At 66.3% G+C, this 24987-nt stretch carries 23 protein-coding genes and 1 other RNA gene; 4 read left to right on the top strand and 20 right to left on the bottom strand.

All coding sequences use genetic code 11. The features are described from left to right. Nucleotide 1: 1 nt before the first annotated feature. From hypB to L0966_RS18460, 13 genes are all read right to left on the bottom strand, one after another. Entirely contained in the window at nucleotides 2–1168 is a 1167-nt protein-coding gene (gene hypB, locus L0966_RS18520) for a hydrogenase nickel incorporation protein HypB (protein ID WP_234053514.1), read from the bottom strand. Next, nucleotides 1168–1509 (bottom strand): hydrogenase maturation nickel metallochaperone HypA, encoded by a 342-nt coding sequence (hypA, locus tag L0966_RS18515; protein WP_234053513.1) that lies wholly within the window; start codon nucleotides 1507–1509, stop codon nucleotides 1168–1170. The genes hypB and hypA overlap by 1 nt, the downstream gene beginning before the upstream one ends. Then, a complete protein-coding gene (locus tag L0966_RS18510) occupies nucleotides 1502–2521 on the bottom strand; it encodes a nickel-dependent hydrogenase large subunit (protein ID WP_234053512.1) in 1020 nt (339 codons plus the stop codon). Before L0966_RS18510 ends, hypA begins: the two co-directional genes overlap by 8 nt. After that, nucleotides 2518–3504: a [NiFe]-hydrogenase assembly chaperone HybE gene (hybE, locus tag L0966_RS18505; RefSeq protein ID WP_234053511.1), complete on the bottom strand. Its 987-nt coding sequence runs from the start codon at nucleotides 3502–3504 to the stop codon at nucleotides 2518–2520. The genes L0966_RS18510 and hybE overlap by 4 nt, the downstream gene beginning before the upstream one ends. A 7-nt stretch (nucleotides 3505–3511) precedes the next feature. Beyond that, nucleotides 3512–4363: a hydrogenase expression/formation protein gene (locus tag L0966_RS18500; RefSeq protein ID WP_234053510.1), complete on the bottom strand. Its 852-nt coding sequence runs from the start codon at nucleotides 4361–4363 to the stop codon at nucleotides 3512–3514. 22 nt (nucleotides 4364–4385) lie between these two features. After that, entirely contained in the window at nucleotides 4386–4781 is a 396-nt protein-coding gene (locus L0966_RS18495; RefSeq protein ID WP_234053509.1) for a hydrogenase, read from the bottom strand. Beyond that, on the bottom strand, nucleotides 4781–5113 hold the full coding sequence (locus tag L0966_RS18490) for a HypC/HybG/HupF family hydrogenase formation chaperone (RefSeq protein ID WP_234053508.1): 333 nt from the start codon (nucleotides 5111–5113) through the stop codon (nucleotides 4781–4783). Before L0966_RS18490 ends, L0966_RS18495 begins: the two co-directional genes overlap by 1 nt. A 23-nt stretch (nucleotides 5114–5136) precedes the next feature. Beyond that, nucleotides 5137–5760, bottom strand: coding sequence for a HyaD/HybD family hydrogenase maturation endopeptidase (locus tag L0966_RS18485; protein WP_234053507.1), 624 nt, complete (start codon nucleotides 5758–5760; stop codon nucleotides 5137–5139). A 340-nt stretch (nucleotides 5761–6100) separates the two neighbouring features. Then, entirely contained in the window at nucleotides 6101–6862 is a 762-nt protein-coding gene (gene cybH / locus L0966_RS18480) for a Ni/Fe-hydrogenase, b-type cytochrome subunit (RefSeq protein WP_234053506.1), read from the bottom strand. A gap of 11 nt (nucleotides 6863–6873) precedes the next feature. Further along, entirely contained in the window at nucleotides 6874–8688 is a 1815-nt protein-coding gene (locus tag L0966_RS18475; RefSeq protein ID WP_234053505.1) for a nickel-dependent hydrogenase large subunit, read from the bottom strand. Next, on the bottom strand, nucleotides 8685–9791 hold the full coding sequence (locus L0966_RS18470) for a hydrogenase small subunit (RefSeq protein WP_304945432.1): 1107 nt from the start codon (nucleotides 9789–9791) through the stop codon (nucleotides 8685–8687). The genes L0966_RS18475 and L0966_RS18470 overlap by 4 nt, the downstream gene beginning before the upstream one ends. A 273-nt stretch (nucleotides 9792–10064) precedes the next feature. After that, the gene (locus L0966_RS18465; RefSeq protein WP_234053504.1) at nucleotides 10065–11816 is read right to left on the bottom strand and encodes an ATP-dependent endonuclease; all 1752 of its coding nucleotides are present in this window, start codon (nucleotides 11814–11816) and stop codon (nucleotides 10065–10067) included. A gap of 166 nt (nucleotides 11817–11982) precedes the next feature. Next, nucleotides 11983–12615 carry a hypothetical protein gene (locus L0966_RS18460; RefSeq protein ID WP_234053503.1) on the bottom strand — a complete coding sequence of 211 codons (633 nt, stop codon included), beginning with the start codon at nucleotides 12613–12615 and terminating at the stop codon, nucleotides 11983–11985. Between the two features lie 309 nt (nucleotides 12616–12924). On the opposite strand from L0966_RS18460, the gene ffs reads away from it, so the two are divergent. The 4 genes from ffs (at nucleotide 12925) to L0966_RS18440 (ending at nucleotide 15729) form a co-directional block, all read left to right on the top strand. After that, nucleotides 12925–13023, top strand: an RNA gene (gene ffs, locus L0966_RS18455) — signal recognition particle sRNA small type. Nucleotides 13024–13218: 195 nt separating this feature from the next. Continuing rightward, nucleotides 13219–13440: a hypothetical protein gene (locus L0966_RS18450; RefSeq protein ID WP_234053501.1), complete on the top strand. Its 222-nt coding sequence runs from the start codon at nucleotides 13219–13221 to the stop codon at nucleotides 13438–13440. A gap of 102 nt (nucleotides 13441–13542) precedes the next feature. Beyond that, nucleotides 13543–15390 (top strand): DNA polymerase III subunit gamma/tau, encoded by a 1848-nt coding sequence (locus L0966_RS18445; protein WP_234053500.1) that lies wholly within the window; start codon nucleotides 13543–13545, stop codon nucleotides 15388–15390. Nucleotides 15391–15408: 18 nt separating this feature from the next. Beyond that, on the top strand, nucleotides 15409–15729 hold the full coding sequence (locus L0966_RS18440) for a YbaB/EbfC family nucleoid-associated protein (protein ID WP_234053497.1): 321 nt from the start codon (nucleotides 15409–15411) through the stop codon (nucleotides 15727–15729). 672 nt (nucleotides 15730–16401) lie between these two features. On the opposite strand, the gene L0966_RS18435 is transcribed toward L0966_RS18440, so the two are convergent. The 7 genes from L0966_RS18435 to infB all read right to left on the bottom strand — a co-directional run. After that, nucleotides 16402–16878: a ferritin family protein gene (locus tag L0966_RS18435; RefSeq protein ID WP_234053495.1), complete on the bottom strand. Its 477-nt coding sequence runs from the start codon at nucleotides 16876–16878 to the stop codon at nucleotides 16402–16404. 324 nt (nucleotides 16879–17202) lie between these two features. Further along, a complete protein-coding gene (gene pnp / locus L0966_RS18430; RefSeq protein WP_234053494.1) occupies nucleotides 17203–19392 on the bottom strand; it encodes a polyribonucleotide nucleotidyltransferase in 2190 nt (729 codons plus the stop codon). A 318-nt stretch (nucleotides 19393–19710) separates the two neighbouring features. After that, on the bottom strand, nucleotides 19711–19980 hold the full coding sequence (rpsO, locus tag L0966_RS18425) for a 30S ribosomal protein S15 (RefSeq protein ID WP_234053489.1): 270 nt from the start codon (nucleotides 19978–19980) through the stop codon (nucleotides 19711–19713). 229 nt (nucleotides 19981–20209) lie between these two features. Next, nucleotides 20210–20497, bottom strand: a complete 288-nt coding sequence (locus L0966_RS18420; RefSeq protein ID WP_234053488.1) for an SH3 domain-containing protein — start codon at nucleotides 20495–20497, stop codon at nucleotides 20210–20212. 85 nt (nucleotides 20498–20582) lie between these two features. Continuing rightward, complete coding sequence (gene truB, locus L0966_RS18415; protein WP_234053486.1) at nucleotides 20583–21644, bottom strand: tRNA pseudouridine(55) synthase TruB; 1062 nt, start codon at nucleotides 21642–21644, stop codon at nucleotides 20583–20585. Then, complete coding sequence (rbfA, locus tag L0966_RS18410) at nucleotides 21641–22075, bottom strand: 30S ribosome-binding factor RbfA (RefSeq protein ID WP_234053484.1); 435 nt, start codon at nucleotides 22073–22075, stop codon at nucleotides 21641–21643. The genes truB and rbfA overlap by 4 nt, the downstream gene beginning before the upstream one ends. 284 nt (nucleotides 22076–22359) lie before the next feature. After that, nucleotides 22360–24987 (bottom strand): translation initiation factor IF-2 (gene infB / locus L0966_RS18405; RefSeq protein ID WP_234053483.1); only part of this gene is annotated, 2628 nt, incomplete at its 5' end.

The following is a 24987-nucleotide window of genomic DNA, read 5'->3' as shown; positions in this document are numbered from 1 at the left end:
CTCAAGCCCCCTTCGCCGCGGGGGCGGCGGCGGCGCGCAAGGCGCGGGCGCGGGCCTCGGCGGCGCTGGCGAGGGCATCGAGGCGGGCGGCGCGGGCGCCGTCCAGCCAGGCTGTCCAGCGGGCCAGGCCCACATCGCCCCGGGAGGACACGCGCAGGACCTCCGCCTTGGGGTTCACCCGCGCGATGTTGCGTTCCAGCGCCGCAAGGTCCGCGTCCACATAGGGCGCAAGGTCGGCCTTGGTGATGAGGACGAGGTCGGCGCCCTGGAAGATATCTGGATATTTCAGGGGCTTGTCGTCACCCTCCGCCACCGAGATGAGGGTGACGCGCCGCGTTTCCCCAAGATCGAAGGCGGCGGGGCAGACGAGGTTGCCCACATTCTCGATGAAGAGGACGCCGCCCTGGGGCAGCGGCAGCTTTTCGAGGGCGTGGCCCACCATGTGGGCGTCCAGGTGGCAGCCCTTGCCGGTGTTGATCTGCACCGCCGGCACGCCCACGGCGCGGATGCGCTCGGCGTCGTTGTCGGTCTGCTGGTCGCCCTCGATGACGGCGGCGGGAATGCGCCCCGCCAGCGCCTTCAGCGTCTCGACGAGGAGGGTGGTCTTGCCCGCCCCCGGCCCGGAGAGGAGATTGAGCGCGAGGACGCCGGCCGCTTCCAGCCGGGCCCGGTTATCTGATGCGTAGGCGTCGTTTTTGGCGAGGATTCCGGTTTCGATTTCGACCATGCGTGCTTGGGAGAGACCAGGTGCATGGGCGCGCGCGGGCCCTCGTCCGAAGTCGAGGGTCTCCTGCGGCGCGTGAGCGCCACCATGATGATGATGATCACCACCGTGGTGAGGCACGCTGTGATGAGCGTCAGGGCGAGATGCATGGTCCTGCGTCAGGTCTGGCGAATGTTCGATCGAAGGTTCTTGGACGTGACTATACGCGACCGCGCCGGACTTGGTCACTGCCTCATGAGCATGGTGCGCGTGGGCGTGCTCATGTTGGTGCTCGTGGGGGTGTTCATCTTGGTGTTCATGGGCGTGCCCATGCGCGCCGTGATGCTCGCACGGGTGGCTGTGCGTGGTGCCGTCCGCATGGGTATGCGTGTGCGCGCCGTGCGCGTGGCCGTGGGCTTCGGAAATGGTGGCGCCGTCGCCGCCGCAGCCGCAAACCGTGCACATCACATCACCTCCAGGTCCTTGATGGTCATTTCGGTGCCGCCATTGGGCAGAAGCCGCTCGCCGCCGCATCGCGGGCAGGGGTCGAGCCGGTTGGCGAGCGGCACGGTGTCGTTGCAGTCGAAGCACCAGGCGGTGCCGGGCTCGTCCAGCACCACCAGCTCGGCGCCCTCGGCGAGCGAGCCCTGCATCACCACGTCGAAGCCGAAGCGCAGCGCTTCCACCTCCACCCCGGCGAAGCGGCCGACGGCGAGGCGCACCCGCGTGACCTTCGAGAAGTTCTGTCGCTGCGCGGCGTCTTCCATCGCGCTGCGCAGGCTTTCGCACAGGGCCATCTCATGCATGGTCGAGCGCTCCTTCGAGATCGAGGGTGACCGGGACGCATGGATTGATGGCCGAGAGCAGGAAGCGCGCCGCCAGCGGGGCGTGCGGGGCCGAGGGATCGAGCGTCGCGAAGGCCTGCTCCAGCAGGCCGCCGGGGGCAAGGTTCCAGGCGCTGGGCGAAAGGATGCGATAGCGCGCCACGCGCCCGCCTTCCACGCGCGCCCCATGGCCGAGCAGGCCGCGCGCCGCATCGGCAAGGCCGGTGCCCGGCGCGCCGGAGGGAGCGGGCGGGGCGGCGGGTGCGGCCAGCAGCGCCAACAGATCCGTCAGGCGCGCCAGCAGGCGCACGAAGAGGCTCGGTCCCTCGGCAGGCAGCAGGGCCGTGAACAGCGCGCTTCCCGCCACCCGGCCGAGCGCGCCGGTCTCGCGGAAGGGCAGGGGGCGGGCCGAGCCGTCATGCTCCAGCCCGGCCGCAAGGGCGCGGGAAAGGTCGACGGCCGTGAGCTCGGGCAATCCCACGCGCCCCTCGGCCGGGTCCAGCTCGCGGGAGAGGCGCGAGAGAATGCGCGCCGTGGCCGTTTCCCCCGCGCACAGCCAGCCGCCCAGCTCCGAGCGGGAGAGGGCGCCGAAATCGCGGTGCGCCAGGCGCTCGCCCACCAAAGCGGCGCGCAAGGCGGCATCGGCCTCGGTGCTGTCCTGCGCCAAGGCGCGCAGGGCGGTGCGGTCGGGTGCGCCATCGAACAGGGTCGGCCAGCCATGGAGAATGGCAAGGGCATGATCGCGCACGCTTTCCCGCGCCATGGCCCTGTCGTTCGCCGCCACGGGCAGGCCGAGGGCGCGGGCGGCCGCGAGGCCATGGGCGGCGCCGCACAGATTGAAGATGCGGGGCGCGAGGCTGGCGGCCTCCTCCACCGGGCGTCCTTCCAGCGACTGGGCCGGGTCCGCGCCCTCCGCGCGCACGACGCGCCACCCCCGCGAGCCCGGAGCGGGATCGCGGCTGATGGCGATGTGGCGGAGGGCGGCGCGGCTCATGGTTCTTGCGCCTGCGGGTGCGCGGTGGCCACGGCTGGCGCCGGCTCTTCCTTCGCGGCGAGGCCGGGGCCGAAAATCATGGCCCGGCGCGACAGGGCCGTGGGCGCCCCGGCGGCTTCGCCAGAGGCGGGCTCGGGCGAAGCGCGGTCCGAGATGGCGGGATCCGAGATGGCACGATCCGACCTGGCACGATCCGACCTGGCGCGCTCCTGCTCCTCGCGGCGCGCGGCATCCTCCTCCGCTCGGCGGCGGATCTCGCCGGAGCGGCTGCCTTCCTCGCGATTGGCGGGGTCGAGCAGTGCGGGGATCACCGCTTCCGCCGTCTCCACCGCCTGCAGCATGGAGGAAAAGTCAAACATGGGGGAGAACAGGGAGCACGCCTTGTAGGGCCCCGTTTCCGGCCGTTCGGCGGAGAGGAATTCATAGAGTCCCGAGGGAAATTCCAGGAGCTCGCGGGTGCCGGTGGGCAGGCCGGACCAGTCCTCATTCGCTCCCGGCAGCAGGATGATGTTCATGAACCAGGGCGTCACCAGCACGCCCATGACGCGCCCCTCATGAATACGGAAGCCCACCGCCTTCACCGACAGGGAGCCGTTCACGAACGGCACGCCCTTCATGCGCGAGGCGTGGATTTCCTGGAACACCGCCTCGAACCGGCCGGGCGCGGTGGCCAGGGTGCGGGCGAGCGCCGCCTCTTCCGGCGTCGGCTCGCTCACCACGGCGGAGAGGCCGGCGGCACCGCCGTCCAGCACCATGAACTGGTCGCGGGCGCCGTCGCACACCGGGCAGCGCCAGTGCTCGGGCAGATCGTTGAAGGCGGTGCCGGCCGGGATCTGCCAGGCTTCGCAGCCCTCGGCCGGATCATAGACGTGCCAGCACACCTTGCATTCCAGGCGCGCGGTGGGCGCGAGCCGGGCGCGGTCTCCAAGATAGGAGCCCTCGAAGGTGCGCAGCAGCGCGGGGGAGGAGAAAGCGGCGCTCATGATGCCCTCACGCCACCGCGTCCAACACTTCGATGAGGCGCTCGGCGGAATCGGAAATGTCCTCCGGCGCCGCGCACGCCACTTCCGGCACCTCGCAGATCTCGATGGTGTCGAGGATGAGCACGTCGGTGGAATTGTAGAAGCGCACCCGCCACACGCCCTTCAGCGCGGTGGAGTCGATGCGGCAATTGCCATAGCCGCGCGAGAGCACCACCGTCGCTCCTTGGCCCAGTCTCTCGTCGAGCATGGCCAGGTCCTCCGGCGTGTGGGGCAACAGGGACAGGTTGATGACGTGGGGCGGGTCGCCGGCGGAGCGGCTGCGGGCGCGGTGGTCGATCTCCACCAGCAAGGTGGGGGCGTTGAAGATGCCGGGGCCGGTCGCGTCCGCGAGGCGGGCGGTGTCGATGGCCCAGGTCTCGTCATGGGCGCGCAGGATGGCGCCGCGCGGGAAGGCGGAAACCTCCACCCGGTCCGCGCCCTCGCTGCCCGACAGGCGCCACACCCCGGCGAAGGTCGCCTCCTGGATGTCCATGGCCCGGCCCGGCGCCGACACCTTCACCGCCACCTCGCCCTCGCCCAGGGTCTCGTCCACCAGAGCGAGGTTGTCCCGGTCCAGATGGGCGAGCGGCACGGTGAGGCTCGCCCCCGGCGTCCAGCCCTGGAGGGCGGCGATGATGTCCTTCATCACCGCCAGAGCGGGGGCGAAGCGGGTCTTGTCCTCCACCTCGGGCAGATGGGCCTCGAAGGTGCGCATGCCCGACGGCATGGGCATGTAGGCCAGGCCCTCCTCCTCGGCGGTGGGCTGGCTGCCGGGGCCGAAGCCGATGGGCGCCTGGACGGCGAAGGGGCTGGAGGACATGGCGGCGACCTTTCGGGGCGGATCAGTGCGTGGCGGTGGAGGGGGCGTCGATGAGGGCGCCGAGCCGGTCGAGATATTCATCCCAATCCCGCATGCGGGAGATCGCACCCAGGGGCACGCCACCGCGCAGCACCACGATGGCCGGCAAGGCCAGGTTCAGTGCCTCGCGGAAGCTGGCTTCAGCGCCCGGGCCCGCAACGGCGCCGCCGATGCGTTCCTCACCCCCCAGGGCCTGCACCAGCTCGGGCAGCACCACGGCGATGTCCGGGCTCTCCAGATGGGCCTTGCCATGGGCCGGAAGCAGCACGAACAGGTCGCGCCCATCGAGGCCGGCGGCGTCCTCGGCATTGTCGAGATAGGGATAGGCGCGCTCGGTGATGAGGCGGCGCACGAGGGGGTGGAGCGCATCCTGCGACATCAGGCTTCCTTTCGGCCGGCGGCATAAGCGGCGGCGAGATGGGGCGGCAGCTCCGGCTCGCGATGGGCGAGATCGGCGAAGGCGCGGTCGACGAGACTGCTGTCGGCCGCGCCCGCCATGATGGCGGCGACCCCTTCCAGCGCCTCGGTGATCAGGCGGGCTTCCTCGGCATCCAGCCGGCGGCGCGCGGTGCCCTGGAACACCAGCACGTGGTCTCCCACCCCGGCCTCAGGCACCAGGATGAGGTCCACCCGCTCCGTGCGCCCCTCGGCCGAGCACAGGGCGAACGCGCCGTCTGTGGCATCGATGCGCATGGGGAGGCCGAGGCACATGATCTTCTGTCCTTCCGAGGGCTTCAGGAGCGGTTGAGGATGCGCGGGTCGCCGATGCGGCAGGCATCCTCGGCGCTGGGGCGGCCGGATTCGTAGGAATCGCGGGAGACGGCGGCGGTCACCAGCGTGTCGTCCGAAGTCTCGCGCCGGGTGATCCAGGTGTTGAAATCGGCGGTCAGCACCTTCACGACGCGGGCGGCCGCGGTGTCCACCTGGGCGGCCACCGTCTCGGTGAGGCCGCCGCCATAATCGTCGAGCACCTCGGGCTGCACGCCCACGAGGACGATGCGGCTGGGCACGCGCTCCCGCAGAGCGAGAAGGCCGAGGATTTCCTGGAAGCCGGTCTGGTGCAGGCTCACCTTGCGGGCGGCGAGCACCTTGGGCACCTCCTGATCCACCAGGACATGGAGCGTGCCGGGGGGCAGGCCGTAATCCACCGCATCGACGATCACCAGACCATCGGTTTCTTCCAGGTAGGGCAGCAAGTAAAGGCCCTGGGTGCCACCGTCGAGCAGGGTTACATTTTCAGGAAAGACATAGTCGCGGTCGAGCGCTTCCAGGACACGGACGCCGAAACCTTCGTCCGCCCACAGGATGTTTCCAATACCGAGCACCAGAATGCGCGCGTGTATACCCTCGTCGGTCATGCGACGTCTCTCCTTCGGCCCATCCTCCCACGGCAGTCTGGCGCCGCCTGAATTGAACTAGATCAATTCAAGGACTGTGCCAGCGGACCGGGCAGGTGATAACGTGTTGATCGCCCAAGTGGCCATTGCATGCCGCCAGCATGGCGGCCGCGTGACAGCTGGAAATAGTGTGATCGAACGCCGGTTGAAGTGAAAGCGATATGTTCAATTTTGGCCGCATCAGCGGTCATTTCCGGGGCCATGGTGTGCGCTCGGCCACCCGCCGGGGCTAACAGGCTCTGCGCGCAAAGAAAAAGGGCGCGGCTTGCGCCACGCCCTTGTCTTAAGACTGCGCCTGCCGTCACACCGGATCGTCGTCGCGGAAGGTGCGGTAGCCGTTGGTGATGGCGGAAACCATGGTCTGGCGGCTCATGATGTCCTCGCGGATCACCAAATAGACGTGGATGATCACGAACAGGATGATCACCCACATGCCGATGTGATGCAGCGTGTGCACCTGCATGGAGCCGCCGAGCAGCGGGATGACCCAGCCGAACATATTGTTCTGCCAGCTCCCGAGCCCCGTGCCCTCCGAATAAAGGGCGAAGCCGGTGACGATCATGAAGATCGTGCCGAGCACCATCACCAGGAACAGGAACATCTGCGCCAGGGGATTGTGGCCCACGAACTTCAGGGGCCGCGGCTTCAGGAAGGCATACCACTGGATCTCGGTGAAGAAGCCACGCCAGAAGCTCTTCTTCCAGATGGGGAAGGTGAACAGCTCACGCGAATACTTGTTGCCCGCGAACGCCCACAGGATGCGGCCGATGAAGGCCACCGCCAGCACGTAGCCCGCCGAGAAGTGGACGAAGCGGATGGTGCCCATGAGATAATGGGAACTCGGCTCGCCCGACAAAGTGGGGAAGGGCGAGCCGATGAAGTAGCCGGTGATGCACAGCACCACGATGCACAGGGCATTCACCCAGTGCCACAGGCGCACCGGCGCCTCATAGACATAGACAGTGGTCAGGTGCTTTCCACCCTTCACCGCCCCATTGGCCGGGGCGGTTTCCGCCGGGGCCGCAGGTGGCGGGGTGGTGCCGGAGAGCGACGCGTCGGTCATGGCTCACCTCCCTAGCGCACGGAGACGCGGGCCAGCTCCTCGCCATCGTCGGACATGACGTGGGTGGAGCAGGCCAGGCACGGGTCGAACGAGTGGAGGGTGCGCAAAATCTCCACCGGCTCCTCGGGACGGGCCATGGGCGTGTTGAGGAGCGAGGCCTCGAACGCGCCGATATTGCCCTTGGGATCACGCGGCCCGCCGTTCCAGGTGGTGGGCACCACGCACTGATAGTTCTCGATCCGCCCGTCCTTGATCTTGATCCAGTGGCCGAGGCCGCCGCGCGGGGCCGCCACCGTGCCCACCCCCTTGGCCTCCTTGGGCCAGGTGGAGGGGTCCCACTTCTCCATGTTGGCGGTGGAGGTGTCGCCGGCCTTGATATTGGCGATGAGGGCGGAAAAATCGTCCAGCATCATGGCGGCGCAATAATGCGCTTCCAGCGCGCGGGCCAGCGTGCGGCCGATGGTGGAGGGCAGCGCCTGCTTGGGGGTGAGGTTGGTGCCGGCGAGGCTGTTGAAGCGGCCCAGCGCCTCGTCCACCTGCCCCTTCACGAACGGCACGCCATGGGCATAAGCGAGGATGTAGCGGGCGAGCGGGCCCACCTCCACCGCATTGCCGCGCCAGCGCGGAGCCTTGATCCACGAATATTTCGCGTTCTCGTCCACCTGTTTGATGTCGGTGCGGGTGCCCTTGAAGTTGGGGCCGAGGTCGAACTTGGGATCGGTGATGCCGTCCCAGGGGTGCAGGCCCTTGTCCTTGTCCGCCTCGCCATAGGTGTACCAAGAGTGCGCGACGAACTCCTGCACCTGATCGGGATCGCGCGGGTCGATGGGATGGATCTCTTCCCAATTGCCGTTGAGGATGACGCCGCCGGGCAGGCGATCAGTCTTCTTCTGGCCCTGGATGGCGGCATAGTCGCCATAATCCATCACATTCTGGCCCGAGAGGCCGCCGCCATAGAGCCAGCCCTTGTAGAAGCTCGCAATGGCGATGACGTCCGGCACCAGCACGTTCTGGGAAAACTCGAACGCCTCCTGGAGCTTGAGCTGCACGAAGTTCAGCCGCTCCATGTTGAGGGGGGCGCCGGCGGCCATGTCGCCATTCATGTTGATGGCGCAGGGCACGCCGCCCACCAGATAGTTCGGATGGGGGTTCTTGCCGCCGAAGATGGTGTGCACCTTCACGATCTCGCGCTGGAAATCCAGCGCTTCGAGATAATGGGTCACGGCCAGCAGATCCGCCTCGGGCGGCAGCAGGTAGGCCGGATTGTCCCAGTATCCGTTCTTGAAGATGCCGAGCTGCCCCGATTCCACGAACTTCTTCAGCCGGTTCTGCACATCGCGGAAATAGCCCGGCGAGGACTTGGAATGGGCGGAGATGGACTGCTGCAGCACGCTGGTGGCCTTGGGGTCGGCCTTCAGCGCGTTCACCGGGTTCACCCAGTCGAGGGCGTGGAGGTGATAGAAATGCACCACGTGGTCGTGCCACTGGAGCACCTTCGCCATGATCTCGCGGATGAGATAGGCGTTGTTGGGGATGGTGATGTTGAGCGCATCTTCCACCGCCCGCACGGAGGTCAGCGCGTGGCAGCCCGTGCACACGCCGCAGATGCGCTCCACGAAGGCCCAGGCGTCGCGCGGGTCGCGACCCTTGAGGATCACTTCCAGCCCGCGCCACATGGTGCCGGTGGAGACCGCGTTGCGGATGACGTTCTCAGCATCCACATTCACCTCGCAGCGCATATGGCCTTCGATGCGGGTAACCGGATCGACGACGATGCGCTTGCCTGAGGTGTCGAGGGAAAAGCCGTTCGGCGTCTGGATGGTCACTTCTCGCCTCCCTTATCGGCGCCGTTGCTGCTGTCGTGTTTTGTCTGGGCGCGCTTCAGGGCGCTGACGGCGGCATGCACCGCCACGCCCCCGCCCACCACGGCGGCGGCCGCAAGGCCCACCTTGTCCGCATTGCTCTCGATGCCGAAGCCGGAATTCTTCAGGTCCGCCAGGCGGGCATACCAGGAACCCTTGTCCCAGAAGCCGTCTTCCGAGCAGCCGATGCAGCCGTGGCCGGACTGGATGGGGAAGGACACGCCGTCGTTCCAGCGCACGGTGGAGCAGGCATTGTAGGTGGTCGGGCCCTTGCAGCCCACCTTGTAGAGGCAATAGCCCTTGCGCGCGCCCTCGTCGTCGAAGCTCTCCACATACTGGCCGGCGTCGAAATGCGGCCGGCGATAGCATTTGTCGTGGATGCGCTGGGAATAGAACATCAGCGGCCGGCCCTGGCGGTCGAGCGCGGGGAGCTGGTCGAAGGTGAGCATGTAAGTGATGACGCCGGTCATCACCTCGGCGATGGGCGGGCAGCCGGGCACCTTGATGATGGGCTTGTCGAAGATCACCTCATGCACGGGCGTGGCGCGGGTGGGATTGGGCCGGGCTGCCTGCACGCAGCCATAGGAAGCGCAGGAGCCCCAGGAGATGATGGCCTTGGCGTCGGTCGCGACCTTCTTGAGCTGGTCCACGAACGGCTTGCCGCCGATGATGCAATACATGCCATCCTCGTTGAGGGGCGGGTTGCCCTCCACGGCCAGGATGTAATTGCCCTTATACTTGGTCATCACCTCTTCGAGGATGGCTTCCGCCTGGTATCCGGCGGAGGCCATGAGGGTGTCGTCATAATCGAGGGAGATCATGGAGAGCACCACATCCTTCACCAGAGGATGGGCGGAGCGGATGAAGCTCTCCGAACAGCAGGTGCATTCCAGGCCATGGAGCCACAGCACGGGGGTGCGCGGCTTGGTTTCCATGGCGTGGGCGATCTTGGGCGCGAATTCCGGCCCGAGGCCGAGCGCCGCCGCCGTGAGCGAGCAATATTTCAGGAACGACCGGCGGGTAATCCCCTGCCGCCGCATCACTTCATAAAACGTCTCGAGGGCCATCAGGCGTTCCCCCTTACATGTTTCCCATTCGCCGCCGGCCCTTTACCGGACCGACCCCCACCCACACCGGCAACCCGGCCCCTGGCATCACCCAAGGCCCGCCGGGGGTGAGACGGCGGAACTTGAAAGGATTACAGCAAGGGCTGTGCCAGGGGCGGGAGGGAAGGGATTTCAGGGGGTTAGGGGGTGATAGGGGGAGGCGTGGTGGATGGGGGGAAGGCGCTTTCCAGGGGAGGTGGAAAGGGGGTTATCGGGTGGGCTTGGCTTCTACGATCAGGTAACACGCAGCTTTTGGGTGAGCGTGCCGATGAGTGCATCAATAACGGATTGTGCATGAGTTGCGATCGCTTCTCCGGGATTCGCGGCGCAAGCCTCTGAGATGCTGTATTTCGCCTGCTGCTTGGTAGCGTTGTCGAATGGTTTTCCACATTGAGTGAATATGTCAGCCATTCGCACGGACCACTTTCCTTTCGTGCGAGGCTTTATAGTTTTTAAGTCAATACTGTAATTATCCATAAATATATTATAGTAAATACCGGGATTTATAAAGTCCTCGAACTCACTTTCATTTCGAGCAGAGAGCAGTGTGAGATTATAGTCATTGTCAGATATCAGGTTATAGGTCTTTGCTTTTTCAATTGATTGCCGACCTGAAAGGTCGTAGTCCAAAAAACAATGTATTTGACAAAGAATTGAACGGTATAGAGATATTTTACTACAGAGTCCGCCTGCTCCATCTATGGAGTCAATGATCATGCGGCCGGAGTCCATGGCATTTCGTATTGGATCTGAGTGCCATTTTAAAATTGAAGTTAGCGCCGTTTTGTCGTTTTCGCCTTCGACTAAAAGTATAACATCTGCGTTTAGTAAATTATCATATGATCGAATTCCAAGCGCGCTTCTTATGTCCGATAATTTATTTGCCGGAGAAGCTTTAGTTTTGTTTACAATTATATTGCTTCCAATTGAGTCGCGATTTGCTAGTATTCCGCTGTGCGTTGTTATGATAACTTGATCCAGGTTCGACATGTTATTTATTACATTTCGGAGGCCGTATATCGCTTCAGAGTGGAGGTGTGCCTCGGGCTCTTCGATAGCAAATATGTAGGTTTTGCGATCACGCTCCTCCTCAAGAACGTGTCGCCTCAATCCAAGGGCTATCAGACTCTGTACGCCGTCGCCCTTTGCTTCAAGGTTAGTAATGATTCCGTCATCCACATCGATATCAATTGTTTGACTAAGCGTAGTATATCTGCGCTCATCGCTGATGGAAAACTTTACCTTTTTTACATCAGGAAGGAACTGACGCAGAGTATCTGTCGTTTTTTTAGATAAAGAATCCAGAATTGGCTTCTGAAGGCGTTTTATCTCCTCCAGCGCATTCTTGTAAGCCTCATCTCTTTCGAGAGCCACGAGTGCTGTAGAGACAATATCGCGCACGATATTTGTTGAATGTTCCGCAGTTCTAATTGACGGTATGTATTGAAACTGTATGCGATTCAAAATAAATTTTAGAATACGTTGAATTTTAGCATTTAACGAAAGACTTCCTCGTCCGTTTTTTACAACCTTTATATCTGTCGTTTCGGATTTGAATGTAATTTTTATTATCAAAATTCCGTTAATTGCGCTCTTTAATTCCGACTTGAAATCCTCTATCTCATCACTTGTCAGCTCGAATTCAAGTGTGATTCGGGTCTCCATCTTCTTTTTGTTATCTGTTATTGGCGCATCAATTGCTGGATCGTAGTATTCATTGTAGTGTAGTCTGCTTCGGCGGCGGAGCCGTGCCCCCGGAAATGCCTGGCGCCCCTTCGCGTGTGCAGTTAGCGTGACCATCGCAACATTGAGCGCACGGAGTATATTTGATTTCCCCTCGTTGTTTGGGCCAATAAGCACAGTGCTGTCTGAGAGTGGGATTTGGCGCGCCTGAGTTATGCTGCGATAGTTTTCGACCGAGAACGATGCTAGCTTCACGGTTCGCCTCTTATCTGCCGAGCTTTCGCATTGCGCTACCGCCGGCATGGTTCTTATCCGGGGTGATTCTTGATAATTGCAATTTCTGCGTTTGGTGTAAACTAACTGTGCCTTTGTTTCCTAGCGTTGGTCGGGGCGGTTGGTCTGGAAAGGTCGTGACGCCAAGCGCTGGGGGCCTTGAGTCATCGTTTGGTGCTCCCGTTGGGCTATGCCCTCACCCCTCCGGAAACACCAGCCCCGCCTTCCGCAGCGCATCCCCCGACCCCAATCCCATGCGCTTCACCACCATCATGGCCTGGGCCATGGGGATGTTCAGGGGGACGATGCGGTCTTTCGGGACATAGAAGAGGTCGCCGGACATGGGGGTTGGGGCGCGGGGGATGAAGACGGCGGCCCAGCCGTCGGGAATGTCTTCCAGCTGGTAGCCGAGCTGCCAGGCGCCGTCGCGGCTGATCAAAGCCGGGGTGACGCCGGCCATGCTTTCCACCTGGGTCAGGCCATCGGCCATGCTTTTCACGAGCTGGTATTGCGGCACGCCGCCCAGCAGGGAATTCTCCCAGAAGCGCGTCACCCGCCTGCCGTGGCGCGTGCTGGCGGCAAAGCCGGCGCCGAAGGCCAGGAGCAAAATGAGCACGAGGCCGATGAGGCTTTCCCCGCTCACCCCCACATAATCTTCCACCGGCACCAGATGGGACACGGGCTTGGCCAGCGCCCCCACCAGCTTGATGGCGTGGCCGAGCACGATGAGCACCAGCACCATGGGCAGCAGAAACACCATGCCCAGCACGAGCCGCCGCCCCATCAGCACCAGGAACGACCTCGGCTTGTCCTGACCGCGCTGCGCCATGGTCCCCATCCCCCAAAGAAACGCCACCGCGTGCAACCGGCCTTTGCAGGGCCCCGCGTCTGCACGAACAGGCGATGTCTATCGCACCCCAGGGGTCCGAGCCACTCCCGTTCGCCAACCGCGCTGGGACCGCGCGGTGACGCAGTTTCAAGACGAAAGCGCGCCTTCGGTTCCCCCGCGCGTGCGGGTGGGGACTGAAAACGGGGCGGCCAACCGCGAGGCCGTGGCCTGTGCGGTGGCGTGGGATGGAGGGCTTGCTTTGCCCGCCTGCCCCTTGCATCGCGGTCGCACCCCTGCCATATAGCGCGTGGGAGGTTGGCGGTGGACGAGCCACTCGCCAACCGGGTCAGGTCCGGAAGGAAGCAGCCCCAACGAGCCCGGTCTCGGGTCTTCGTCCAGCCTCCCACCCCACTCGCATCACCGCATCCGAAGCGCCGCGCCCTCAGCGCGGCGTCGGGGCGGGTGCGTTCTCCCCACCAGGCTGTCCGCATTGTCGCAATCCTGCTTGGATCGGCGGATAGACGGGGCGCGCCCCGACGGCTGAAGCTTTGCGTCACAGGGGCAAATCCGTGCCGGAGCCCGGCTTGCCAAGGAGATCAGCGCATGTGGGTCGTTGTCTTTCTCGTCGTCAATGCCTTGTCCGGTCCGGATGTCCGGGTCGTGAAGGAGGCCGCTTACTCCACCGAGGACGCCTGCAAGGCCTCCATCACCCGCAACGTGCCCGCCAAGCTGGACGCCAAGGCCAAGGCGGAGTTTGAGCAGGGCTATCGCCGCTATGTGTGCGTGCGCGTGGGTGACCTCGACGTGCTCACCAAGGCGAAGTAGGCCGCCGCGGCGCGGGCTCGAAGCAGTGGAGCATCTGCCGATCTTGGGCGCGCCACGCACCATCGCGTGGCGGCCGTGGCGCGGATGCACTATGTAAGACCCATGAGCGAGAACACCCGCGACGACCTGAACGCCCCCGCCAGCGAGCCGCCGGAGCATGACGGCCCCGGCCTCGATTTCGGTGCGCCCGCGCAGCCCGAGGCTGCGGTGCCGGTCCCGGCCACGCCGGGCGCCTATCGGGTGCTGGCGCGCAAGTATCGCCCGCAGAATTTCGCGGACCTCATCGGCCAGGAGGCCATGGTCCGCACCCTGAAGAACGCCTTCGCCTCCGGCCGCATCGCCCAGGCCTATATCCTTACCGGCGTGCGCGGCGTGGGCAAGACCACCACCGCCCGCATCCTCGCCCGCGCCCTCAATTACGAGCCGATGGATGGTTCGCCCGGCGGGCCGAGCCTCGATTTGTCGGTGCCGGGTAAGCACTGCCGCGACATCATCGAATCGCGCCATGTGGACGTGATGGAGATGGACGCCGCGTCCAACACCTCCATCAACGACATCCGCGAGATCATCGAAAGCGCGCGGTATCGCCCGGTGATGGCGCGCTACAAGGTCTACATCATCGACGAAGTGCACATGCTCTCCACCGCTGCCTTCAACGGCCTGTTGAAGACGCTGGAGGAGCCGCCGGAGCATGTGAAGTTCATCTTCGCCACCACCGAAATCCGCAAGGTGCCGGTCACCGTGCTCTCCCGCTGCCAGCGCTTCGACCTGAGGCGGGTGGATGCGGGCGTCTTGGCCGATCACCTGAAGGGCATCTGCGCCAAGGAAGGCGTGTCCATCGAGGCGGAGGCCCTGTCCATCGTGGCGCGGGCGGCGGAAGGCTCGGTGCGCGACAGCCTCTCGCTGCTGGACCAGGCCATCGCCCATGGCGGCGGCAACGTCTCGGCGGAAGAGGTGCGGCGCCTGTTGGGCCTTGCCGACAAGGGGCGCGTGATCGACCTGTTCGAGGCGCTGATGCGCGGCGCCATGCCCAAGGCCCTGGCCGAGTTCCGCGACCAGTATGATGCCGGCGCCGACCCCGCGGTGATCCTCACCGATCTGGCCGAATTCACCCATCTCGTCACCCGCCTGAAGATCGTGCCCGATGCGGCCAATGACGCCGCCTTGGTGGAGGCGGAGCGGGTGCGCGGCGGCGAGATGGCGCAAGCCTTGTCCATGCGCGTGCTGGCGCGGGCCTGGCAGATGCTCCAGAAGGGCATCGGCGAGGTGCAGCAGGCTCCCAAGCCCGTGCAGGCCGCCGAAATGGTGCTGGTGCGCCTGGCTTACGCCGCCGATCTGCCCACCCCCGATGAGGCCCTTCGCCGCCTGAAGGACCAGCCCTCGCCTTCGTCCGCACCGCCGGCGCCCATGCCCTCGGGCGGTGGGGGAGGGGGCGCGCGCCTCGCCCTAGCGGCGGCCACGGCGCAGCCCCAGCGCGCGCCGGTCGCCGTCGCGCCCGCGCAGGCCGGGCCAAGGCTGGCGAGCCTTGCGGATGTGGCGGCGCTGGCCAGCGACAAGCGCGACCTGCTGCTGAAGCTGGCGGTGGAAACCCAGGTTCGCCCGGTGAAGTTCGAGGACGGGCACATTGAAATCGCCCTGACCCCCGGCGCCAGTCCTGTTGTGGTGGGCGACATTGCCAAGAAGCTCACGGAATGGACCGGCCGGCGCTGGCTGGTCTCCCTCTCCCAGGAGCAGGGCGGGCCCACGCTTTCCGAGGAGCGCGACGCGCGCCAGGCGGAGCGGGAGGAGGGCATCAAGGCCCATCCCCTGGTGGCCGCCGTGCTGGCGCGCTTTCCCCGCGCCGAAGTGGTGGATGTGCGCACCCGCGAGGACGAGGTGGATGAGGCTCTTCCCCCAGCGGAAGAAGACGCCTATGCGGGTCCCGGGCCCGATGACGAGATTGAATATTGACCAAGGAGAAATGAGGCCATGCGTGACCTGTTCGGCATGATGAAGCAGGCCAAGGAGCTGCAGGAGCGCATGCAGCAGATGCAGGCCGAGCTCGACACCATCGAGGTGGAGGGCGCCTCCGGCGGCGGCCTCGTCACCGCCCGCGTCACCGCCAAGGGTGAGTGCAAGGCGGTGCGCATCGACCCGTCTCTGGTGAAGCCGGACGAAGTGGAGATCCTGGAGGATCTCATCGTCGCCGCCCTGGCCGACGCGCGCGGCAAGGCCGAGCGGGTGATGCAGGAAAAGATGCAGGGCCTCACCGGCGGCCTCTCCTTGCCGCCCGGCATGAAGCTGTTCTGATCGCCGCCGGGGGCGCCCCGGGCCTTTGGCGATGCTAGTGACGCCAGCGCGGTGTGCCCCATCGCTTAGGCGTCGCCGTCCTCATAACGGTCAGGCCGGGTCTGCGTCTGCGGTTCGGGGCCCCTGGGCCGTCAAGACGCATAGACGGGTGGGGCTCGTTTCCTCCCCCGCTTGCGGCCGAAGGCCAGGGAGCGGCCGGCTCGCCGGAGGCAAAAGGGGGGGGCTTCGCCTCGCTGCTCGGTTTACATGCCCCCGCTCTGCTCCTTGCCCAGCGCTTTCCCTTGAGGGGGTGAGCGGCGCAGGTGCCTGACAAGCGCTTTGGTGGTTGGCAAGACCTGCCGTGTGCCGGCTGTCGATTGGCCATCGACGATGGCGGCTATGGTTGGGTTTCCCCGCCGATCGGGCCGGGACCCTTCCGGTTGCCGGTGCTGCTTGCGTGCGCGACGGGCGGATTGTCTGCGCAGGTTCCGCATTTCCCACATGTCTGCCGGCGTCGCCTCACCGGCCCCTGGGCCGTCACCACAGGCCGCTGCGGCGCCGGGACGATGCGTGCGGGAATAGCCCGGAACACAAAAGGAGCGCAGGTCGCGCCGGCTGCCGGGAGGCGCCAGCGCGACCTCGATCCGAAGCGGACACCCTCCGGCCGCCCCCGGATCATAATGCGGGCGGCCCTCAGCTCGCGGCGACGGGGCGGCGGTCCTGATAGGCGGCGATCCATTTGAGGATCTCGCGCACATGCTCGGACTCTTCCTCGAAGAATTCCTGTGCGAGTGCCTTGATTTCAGGATCCTCGGTGGTGTCGAGGATGGACTTGTAATAGTCGCGGCTGGCCTCCTCGGCCTCACGCGCGATCTCCAGGGCCTCGCCATGGCCGAGGAAGGGATCCGCAGCCCAGATGCGCGCGGTTTCCGGGCTTTCAAGGTCGGGCCACTGGTATTCGTTCGGCTTCATCTCGGGAATGTCGCGATACATGGCGCGCGCCCGCGCGTCCGAGAGATGCATGCGGGAATAGTCGGACAGGCGGCGGAACAGCTGGCCAACCTCGGCATTGCCACAGCTCTGCATCGCATCGGCCAGCTCGCCGAAACGCAGGGCGGCTTCTTCCTCGAGCTTGGCCGCGTAAGCCAGAAATTCCTCGACAGTCTTCAAGATGGGGTCCTCCAAGGCAAAGGCGTGCCGATGTCACGGGTGCCGCCGGCCGCTGCGGATGGATGCTCGCGCTCAGGGAACCCTGTCTTCACGGCGGAAGGACACTGTGTGACGCGAGTGAAAAAGAAGATGCACAAAAATTAAACAGCGCCGGATGGGTTCATCCGAACATCGGGAAAGACAACTTTCCCTCATTACAGCGGATAGGCTGCGCCTTGATTGACATAAGTCATAGAGTTGCGAATTCCGGAGGAGCGCGCGCAAACGAAAGGGGCGGCCTTGCGGCCGCCCCTGCGTTAAATCGAGACAGGAATGGCGTGCGGATCACTCCGCCGCGCCGGCCTCGCCCTTGTTCTCGCCGTCGGCGGCCTTGGCGGCCTCCTTCTCGGCCTTCTCCTTGGCTTCCAGGTCCTCGCCGGTGGTCTGGTCGACCACCTTCATGGACAGGCGGGTCTTGCCGCGCTCGTCGAAGCCCATGAGCTTGACCTTGACCTTGTCGCCTTCCTTGACCACGTCGGAGGGCTTGTTCACCCGCTCCTTGGCCATCTGGGAGACGTGCACCAGGCCGTCCTTGGACCCGAAGAAGTTCACGAAGGCGCCGAAGTCCACCACCTTCACCACGGTGCCTTCATAGATCTGGCCCACTTCCGGCTCGGAGGCGATGGACTTGATCCAGTTGATGGCGGCCTTGATGCTGTCGCCGGAGGCGGACGCGATCTTGATGGTGCCGTCGTCCTCGATGTTGATCTTGGCGCCGGTCTTCTCGACGATCTCGCGGATCACCTTGCCGCCGGAGCCGATCACTTCGCGGATCTTGTCCACGGGGATCTTCATCACCTCGATGCGCGGGGCATGCTCGCCGAGTTCCGCGCGGGCGCTGGTGAGGGCCTTGGCCATCTCGCCGAGAATGTGGGTGCGCCCGTCCTTGGCCTGGGCCAGGGCGACCTTCATGATCTCCTCGGTGATGCCGGCGATCTTGATGTCCATCTGGAGCGAGGTCACGCCCTGCTCGGTGCCGGCCACCTTGAAGTCCATGTCGCCGAGGTGATCCTCATCGCCCAGGATGTCGGAGAGCACGGCGAACTTCTCACCCTCGAGGATGAGGCCCATGGCGATGCCCGCCACCGGGCGCCGCAGCGGCACGCCCGCATCCATCAGCGCCAGCGAGGAGCCGCAGACGGTGGCCATGGACGAGGAGCCGTTGGACTCCAGGATCTCGGAGACCACGCGCAGGGTGTAGGGGAACTCGTGCTTGGCCGGCAGCATCGGGTGGATGGCGCGCCAGGCCAGCTTGCCATGGCCGATCTCGCGGCGGCCGGGCGAACCCATGCGGCCGGTCTCGCCCACGGAGAAGGGCGGGAAGTTGTAGTGCAGCAGGAAGTGCTCCTTGTAGGTGCCCTCCAGGCTGTCGATGAACTGCTCGTCCTCGCCGGTGCCGAGGGTCGCGACCACCAGGGCCTGCGTCTCGCCGCGGGTGAACAGGGCCGAGCCGTGGGCGCGCGGCAGCACGCCGACCTCGGACACGATCGGGCGCACGGTGCGCACGTCGCGGCCGTCGATGCGGATGCCGTCGTCGAGGATGTTCCAGCGGACGATCTGGGCTTCGAGGTGCTTGATGACCTCGGCCACCACCTGCGGGTTAGGCACCGCGGTGCCGCCGAGCGCCAGCTCCTCGTAATACTTCTTCACCTTGGACTTGGCGGCGCCAACGGCCTCGTAGCGGGCCTGCTTCTGCTTGATCTTGTAGGCGGCGCGCAGGTCGGCCTCGGCGATCTCCTTCACCTTGGCCTCGATGGCGGAGACGTCGGCGGGCTGGAAGGCGCGGGGCTCCTTGGCGGCCTTCTCGGCCAGCTTGATGATGGCCTCGATCACCGGCTGGAAGTGGCGGTGGCCGAACATCACCGCGCCGAGCATGATCTCCTCGGGCAGCTCCTTGGCTTCGGACTCGACCATGAGCACGGCGTCGGAGGTGCCGGCAACGACGAGTTCCAGGTCGCTTTCCTTCACTTCGTCGACGGTGGGGTTGAGCACGTATTCGCCGTCGATGAAGCCGACGCGGGCGGCGCCCACCGGGCCCATGAAGGGAATGCCGGACAAGGTGAGGGCGGCGGAGGCGGCCACCATGGAGACGACGTCGGGATCGTTCTCCAGGTCATGGGCGAGCACGGTGATGATCACCTGGGTGTCGCACTTGTAGCCATCGGGGAAGAGGGGGCGGATCGGCCGGTCGATGAGGCGGGAGACCAGGGTCTCCTTCTCGGAGGGACGGCCCTCGCGCTTGAAGTAGCCGCCGGGAATGCGGCCGGCGGCGTAGGACTTTTCCTGATAGTTCACGGTCAGGGGGAAGAAGTCCTGGCCGGGCTTCGGCTCCTTGGCGGAAACCACGGTGGCGAGCACCTTGGTGTCGCCATAGGTGGCGAGCACGGAACCGTCGGCCTGGCGGGCCATCTTGCCGGTTTCCAGGGTGAGGGTGGTGCCACCCCAATCCAGCGTTTCGCTGTGAATGTCGAACATGTGGTCTTGTCTTTCTCTCATGGCAAACGGGGAGAGCCATGAGCAAGACGGCCGGACGCGCCGCGCGAAGCCACCCTTTTCAAGAAGGGGCCCCGACGGTGGCGTCCGGCGATCCTGCCATGACTCGTCCCTTGCGTTCAGACTGCGCGGCAGGCCCCATGCCTGCGGCGACGGCGCGCTTTCATGGCGCGCGGCCTCGGCTGGGTGCCGGGCCCTTATGCTTGCGGCGCCCCGGCGACCTTGGTGCCGGGGTTCCGATTGATCCCGCGCCCTTGCGGGCGCTGCCGGATCCGGGCGGGCCCAGATCCGGTCGACGCATCAGCGGCGGAGGCCGAGACGGCCGATGAGGGACTTGTAGCGCCCCTCGTCCTTCTTCTTCAAATAGTCGAGAAGGCTGCGGCGCTGCGAGACGAGCTTGAGCAGCCCGCGACGCGAGTGGTTGTCCTTGTGGTGGGACTTGAAGTGCTCGGTGAGGTTCACGATGCGCTCGGTGAGGATCGCAACCTGCACCTCGGGCGAACCGGTGTCGCCGTCCTTGGCCCCGTAATCCTTGATAAGCGCCTGCTTGCGCTCTGCCGTGATCGACATCAGTCAGTCCTTTCAAACGAGATGGAAAAAACGCGCCACCCGCCTCTTTCCCTCGGTGTCGCCGGATGGCGGCCGAAGGTGGCGAAGGGGCGCGGGTCGGCCGGGCCGGGATGTCGTCCAGCACGGTCGAAACAGCAACGCGAAAAGCGGCACCCGAGGGCACCGTCCGCGCGGCGCGACTATAGCGGATTTCTCCTTGAGGGCTAGCGGAATATCGCCCGCGAGCCTTTCAGAAGCAGGAGACGAACTCGCGATAGACCCAGCCGAGCGGGCGGCCGGATTTGTGTACCGCGACATAGACCCAGGGGCGCCCGCGGGAATCGCTGGCGTGGTCCAGAATGGTCACCAGTGTTCCGTTGGGGATGGTGCCGACCACTTGCCCTTGGGGCGCGGTGCGCACATTCAGTGGCGTTCCCGTGGGGTCGGTGACCCTGCACCGGCTCTGAGCCGAGGCCGGCGAAGCGGCGGCGAGCAGACTCGCCGCCAGCAGCGTGAATGCGAAGACGTGCCGCGACATGGGCCCCTCCCTCTCATCTGCCGGCACTCGAACCCGGTGGGCCGGGTTCGATGGCTGAGGAGAGGCCGAGGCCGGCGGTCCGCTCCTACCGGTTGGCCGGCTTGGCCGCCCGACGGGCCCAGTTAAACACGCGATGAGGGTAGATTTCACCCCCCTCAACGTCACCGATGGCGATCAGCGCGTTCTGGCAGAAGATGGCCGCATGGCCCTCGACGATGGGGGCATCGCGCCCGCGCAGGATCACGCTCTGCCCGCAGCGCAGGCGGTGGGCGTCCGGCGGGGTCACCGAGATCTGCGGCACTTCCTCGAGCGCGAATTCCACCGGGTCGAGCGCTTCCATCAGCGCCTCGTCGCCCACGTCGGCCCGCTCGCGCAGCTCGTCCAGGGGCACGAGGTCCTCTTCCAGGAAGGGGCCGACGGAGGTGCGGCGCAAGGCGGAAACGTGCCCGCGCGTGCCCAGCAGGCGGCCGAGGTCGCGGGCGATGGCGCGCACATAGGTGCCCTTGCCGCACTGCGCTTCCAGAACCGCGTGGTCGATGTCGGGGCGCTCCACCATCACCAGGCTGAAGATGCTGACGGGGCGGGCCTCCAGCTTCACTTCCTCGCCTTCGCGGGCGAGGTCGTAGGCGCGCTCGCCGCCGATCTTCAGGGCCGAGTAAGCGGGCGGGACCTGCATGATCTCGCCGTGGAATTGGGCGAGGGCAGCGACGATCTCGTCATCGGCGGGGCGGACGTCGGAGCTGGCGACCTCCTTGCCCTCGGCATCGTCCGTGTCGGTCTCGATGCCGAAGCGCACGGTGAAGCGATAGGTTTTGCGGCCGTCCATCACATAGGGGACGGTCTTGGTGGCCTCGCCGAAGGCGATGGGCAGGCAGCCCGACGCCAGCGGGTCGAGGGTGCCGGCGTGGCCGGCCTTCTTGGCGCCGAACAGGCGCTTCACCACGGTCACCGCCTGGGTGGAGGTGAGGCCCACGGGCTTGTCCAGCAGGACCCAGCCGTCAAGGTCGCGCTTGGGCACGCGGGGGCGGTTGTCCTGCTCGCGCGGGGCGCGGGGGCCGCGGCCGCGGGGGGCGTTGGCGTGGTCGCCGGTCTGCTCCGGCTGGGGCGCTGCTTCGGGGGCGGAGGCGGCGGCAGATGCGGAAGTCATTCGCGGTTGGTCTCTTCGTCGTCGCTATCGGAATCCAGGTCGGGCACGACGTCGCGCGCCACCTGGGGAGAGCGCAGGAGCGCATCCATGCGGGCGCCCTCGTCGAACGAGGTGTCCTCGCGGAAGCGCAGCTCCGGCACGGATTTCAGCTCCACCCGGCGCGCGACCTCGCTGCGCAGGTGGCGGCGATTGGCTTCCAGCGCCTTCAGCACCGGGGCGAGGTCCTTGCCGCCCAGGGGCATCACGAAGCAGGTGGCCACCTTCAGGTCGGGGGACATGCGCACTTCCGGCACCGTGATGATGTGGCCGGAGAGGACGGGGTCGATGTGGTCGCCGCGCGAGAGCACATCGGCGAGGGCGTGGCGCACGAGCTCGCCGACGCGCAGCATGCGCTGGGAGGGGCCGCCTCCCGTGCGGGGTTCAGGTCTCATGGGTCGATAAAGCCTCAGCGGCGCCGTGGCGGAGCCGGGCGCCTGTTCCTTCAGGGGGAGCGGACGGGCTTGGACCGTGCCGCTCCGGTGATGTCTTTGCGTGATGTCCACGTCGCTGCGGAGGACTCACGCCGTGCCCCGGCCGCAGGGACCGGGGAGGGCAGGGCAGTGCCCATAACCGCCACGGGAAAAGCAAGCGCGCGCCGTTGCCGACGCCCGCTTTGCGTTCCCCTGCCCCTCCCTTTGGCGGGAGGGCGTGCGGCGTTACGCGGAGGCGCGGTGGCTCACAGCGAGCGCTGCACCGTCTCCACGCGATAGCACTCGATGACGTCGCCCTCGCGCATGTCCTGGTAGTTCTCGAAGGACATGCCGCATTCCTGGCCGGCGTGCACGGTGTTCACCGCATCCTTGAAGCGGTTGAGGGTCGAGAGCTTGCCCTCGTGGATCACCACGTTGTCGCGGATGAGGCGGACATGCTGGCCGCGTTCCACCACACCGTCGGTGACCAGGCAGCCCGCCACCTTGCCGACCTTGGACACGGCGAAGATCTGACGGATCTCCGCGTTGCCCAGCATGGTCTCGCGGGTGATGGGGGCCAGAAGGCCGCTCATCGCGTGCTTCACGTCATCCACGAGGTCGTAGATGATGTTGTAGTAGCGGATCTCGACACCGGCCCGCTCGGCCGCGTCGCGCGCTTCCTTGTTGGCGCGCACGTTGAAGGCGATGATGGCCGCACCGGAAGTCTCCGCCAGGGTCACGTCGCTCTCATTGATGCCGCCGGCGCCGGAGTGGATGATGCGGGCCTGCACCTCGTCATTGCCCACCTTCTCCAGCGCGCCGATGATCGCTTCCACCGAGCCCTGCACGTCGCCCTTGACGATGAGCGGGAACTCCTTGCGGCCAGCCGACTTCACCTGGCTCATCATCTGTTCCAGCGAGCCGCGGATGGCGGTGGAGCGAGCCGCCGCCTTCTCGCGCTTCTGGCGCTGACGATAATCGGTGATTTCGCGGGCGCGGGCTTCGTTCTCCACCACGGCCAGGCGGTCGCCCGCCTCCGGGGTGCCGTTGAAGCCGAGCACCTCGACCGGCATGGAGGGGCCGGCCTCGGTCACATTGGTGCCAAGGTCCGAGATGAGGGCGCGCACGCGGCCCCATTCGGCGCCGGCCACCACGATGTCGCCCACGCGCATGGTGCCGCGCTGCACCAGCACGGTGGCCACCGGGCCACGGCCGCGATCCAGCTTGGCTTCCACCACGGTGCCTTCGGCGGCGCGGTCGGGGTTGGCCTTGAGATCAAGGATTTCCGACTGCAGCGAGATGGCGTCGAGCAGCTTGTCGAGGTTGATCTGCTCCTTGGCGGAGACCTCCACCTCGAGCGTCTCGCCGCCCATGCTTTCCACCTGCACCTCGTGCTGGAGCAGCTCGGTGCGGACACGCTCGGGCTTGGCGCCGGGCTTGTCGATCTTATTGATGGCCACGATGATCGGCACGCCAGCGGCGCGGGCGTGATTGATGGCCTCGATGGTCTGCGGCATCACGCCATCATCGGCCGCCACCACCAGCACCACGATGTCCGTCACCTTGGCGCCGCGGGCGCGCATGGCGGTGAAGGCGGCGTGGCCGGGGGTGTCGATGAAGGTGATCTTGCCGCCGGACGGCGCGGTCACCTGGTAGGCGCCGATGTGCTGGGTGATGCCACCGGCCTCACCCGACACCACGTTCGCCTTGCGGATGGCGTCGAGCAGCGAGGTCTTGCCGTGGTCGACATGGCCCATGATGGTGACCACCGGCGGGCGCGCCACCAGGTCCTCGGCGGCGTCGGGCGTGTCGAACAGGCCCTCTTCCACGTCGGATTCCGAGACGCGGCGCACCGTGTGCCCCATCTCCTCGGCGATCAGCTCGGCGGTATCGGCGTCGATCACGTCGGTGATCTTCATCATCTGGCCCTGCTTCATCAGCAGGCGGATCACATCCACGCCCCGCTCCGACATGCGGTTGGCGAGTTCCTGGATGGTGATGGTCTCGGGCAGGATCACCTCGCGGGAGATCTTCTCCTTGCTCTCCTGCACGCGATTGCCGGTCATGCGCTGGGTGCGGCGGCGGAACGAGGCCACCGAACGCTGGCGCTCGTCGCTGTCCGACAAGGCGGTGACCACGGTGAGGCGGCCGCGCTGCTTCTCAGCCGCACCCGGGGTGCGGGTGGGCTTGGGCGGCGTGACGACGCGCGCGCCGGGGCTGCGGCGCAGGGGACCACCGGCGCGGCGCTCCTCTTCCTCGCCCTCGCCGGGCGCGCGGGGCGTCAGCGGGCGCGCGGTGGTGGTGCCGGCGGGCCGGGCGGCGGCGGTGCCGGAGCCCTGCTCCTCGCCGAAACGCTTGCGCGCTTCCTGCTCGGCCTTGCGCTTCTTTTCCTCTTCCTGGGCGCGGCGGGCGTCTTCCTCGCGCTTGCGCGCCTCGGCGGCCTCACGCTCGGCGCGTTCGGCGCGCTCGCGCTCGGCGCGGCGGCGGGCTTCCTCCTCCGCGATGCGGCGCTCCTCCGCCATCCGCGCTTCCTCGACGGCGCGGGCGCGCGCATCGGCAAGGGCGGTGGCGCGAGCGTTGCGCTCCTCCTCGGTCAGGGTGCGCAGCACCACGCCGGAACCGCCCTGGCGCTGGGCGCCGGGACGACCCTGCGGGCCGCCGGAACGGCGATCGGCGCCGCCGCCCGAGCGCTGGGACTGGCCGGAGCCCTGTCCGTGGCCCTGACCCTGGCGGTTCGACTGCGGCGCGCCGGAGCGCTGGGGGCCGCCGGAACGCTGCGGCGCGTTCCCGGTCGGACGGGGGCCGGAATGGCCGGCGCCCTGATGGCTGGCGCCGGCACGCGGCGCGGCGGGGGCCGCCGGGCGAGCCGGAGCTGCGGGCGCCGCCGGAGTGGC

The organism is Xanthobacter sp. NM-59, from assembly GCF_021401125.1.
In the GTDB taxonomy this organism is placed as follows: domain Bacteria; phylum Pseudomonadota; class Alphaproteobacteria; order Rhizobiales; family Xanthobacteraceae; genus Xanthobacter.
The sequence above is the reverse complement of the archived record's forward strand: the minus strand, read 5'-3'. Positions and strand labels throughout refer to the sequence as shown.

Bases quoted from the DNA above. Each gene is read 5' to 3' on its own strand.
- hypB (WP_234053514.1), bottom strand. From the start codon at position 1,168: ATGTGCACGGTTTGCGGCTGCGGCGGCGACGGCGCCACCATTTCCGAA.
- hypA (WP_234053513.1), bottom strand. From the start codon at position 1,509: ATGCATGAGATGGCCCTGTGCGAAAGCCTGCGCAGCGCGATGGAAGAC.
- L0966_RS18510 (WP_234053512.1), bottom strand. From the start codon at position 2,521: ATGAGCCGCGCCGCCCTCCGCCACATCGCCATCAGCCGCGATCCCGCT.
- hybE (WP_234053511.1), bottom strand. From the start codon at position 3,504: ATGAGCGCCGCTTTCTCCTCCCCCGCGCTGCTGCGCACCTTCGAGGGC.
- L0966_RS18500 (WP_234053510.1), bottom strand. From the start codon at position 4,363: ATGTCCTCCAGCCCCTTCGCCGTCCAGGCGCCCATCGGCTTCGGCCCC.
- L0966_RS18495 (WP_234053509.1), bottom strand. From the start codon at position 4,781: ATGTCGCAGGATGCGCTCCACCCCCTCGTGCGCCGCCTCATCACCGAG.
- L0966_RS18490 (WP_234053508.1), bottom strand. From the start codon at position 5,113: ATGTGCCTCGGCCTCCCCATGCGCATCGATGCCACAGACGGCGCGTTC.
- L0966_RS18485 (WP_234053507.1), bottom strand. From the start codon at position 5,760: ATGACCGACGAGGGTATACACGCGCGCATTCTGGTGCTCGGTATTGGA.
- cybH (WP_234053506.1), bottom strand. From the start codon at position 6,862: ATGACCGACGCGTCGCTCTCCGGCACCACCCCGCCACCTGCGGCCCCG.
- L0966_RS18470 (WP_304945432.1), bottom strand. From the start codon at position 9,791: ATGGCCCTCGAGACGTTTTATGAAGTGATGCGGCGGCAGGGGATTACC.
- L0966_RS18465 (WP_234053504.1), bottom strand. From the start codon at position 11,816: ATGCCGGCGGTAGCGCAATGCGAAAGCTCGGCAGATAAGAGGCGAACC.
- L0966_RS18460 (WP_234053503.1), bottom strand. From the start codon at position 12,615: ATGGCGCAGCGCGGTCAGGACAAGCCGAGGTCGTTCCTGGTGCTGATG.
- L0966_RS18450 (WP_234053501.1), top strand. From the start codon at position 13,219: ATGTGGGTCGTTGTCTTTCTCGTCGTCAATGCCTTGTCCGGTCCGGAT.
- L0966_RS18445 (WP_234053500.1), top strand. From the start codon at position 13,543: ATGAGCGAGAACACCCGCGACGACCTGAACGCCCCCGCCAGCGAGCCG.
- L0966_RS18440 (WP_234053497.1), top strand. From the start codon at position 15,409: ATGCGTGACCTGTTCGGCATGATGAAGCAGGCCAAGGAGCTGCAGGAG.
- pnp (WP_234053494.1), bottom strand. From the start codon at position 19,392: ATGTTCGACATTCACAGCGAAACGCTGGATTGGGGTGGCACCACCCTC.
- rpsO (WP_234053489.1), bottom strand. From the start codon at position 19,980: ATGTCGATCACGGCAGAGCGCAAGCAGGCGCTTATCAAGGATTACGGG.
- L0966_RS18420 (WP_234053488.1), bottom strand. From the start codon at position 20,497: ATGTCGCGGCACGTCTTCGCATTCACGCTGCTGGCGGCGAGTCTGCTC.
- truB (WP_234053486.1), bottom strand. From the start codon at position 21,644: ATGACTTCCGCATCTGCCGCCGCCTCCGCCCCCGAAGCAGCGCCCCAG.
- rbfA (WP_234053484.1), bottom strand. From the start codon at position 22,075: ATGAGACCTGAACCCCGCACGGGAGGCGGCCCCTCCCAGCGCATGCTG.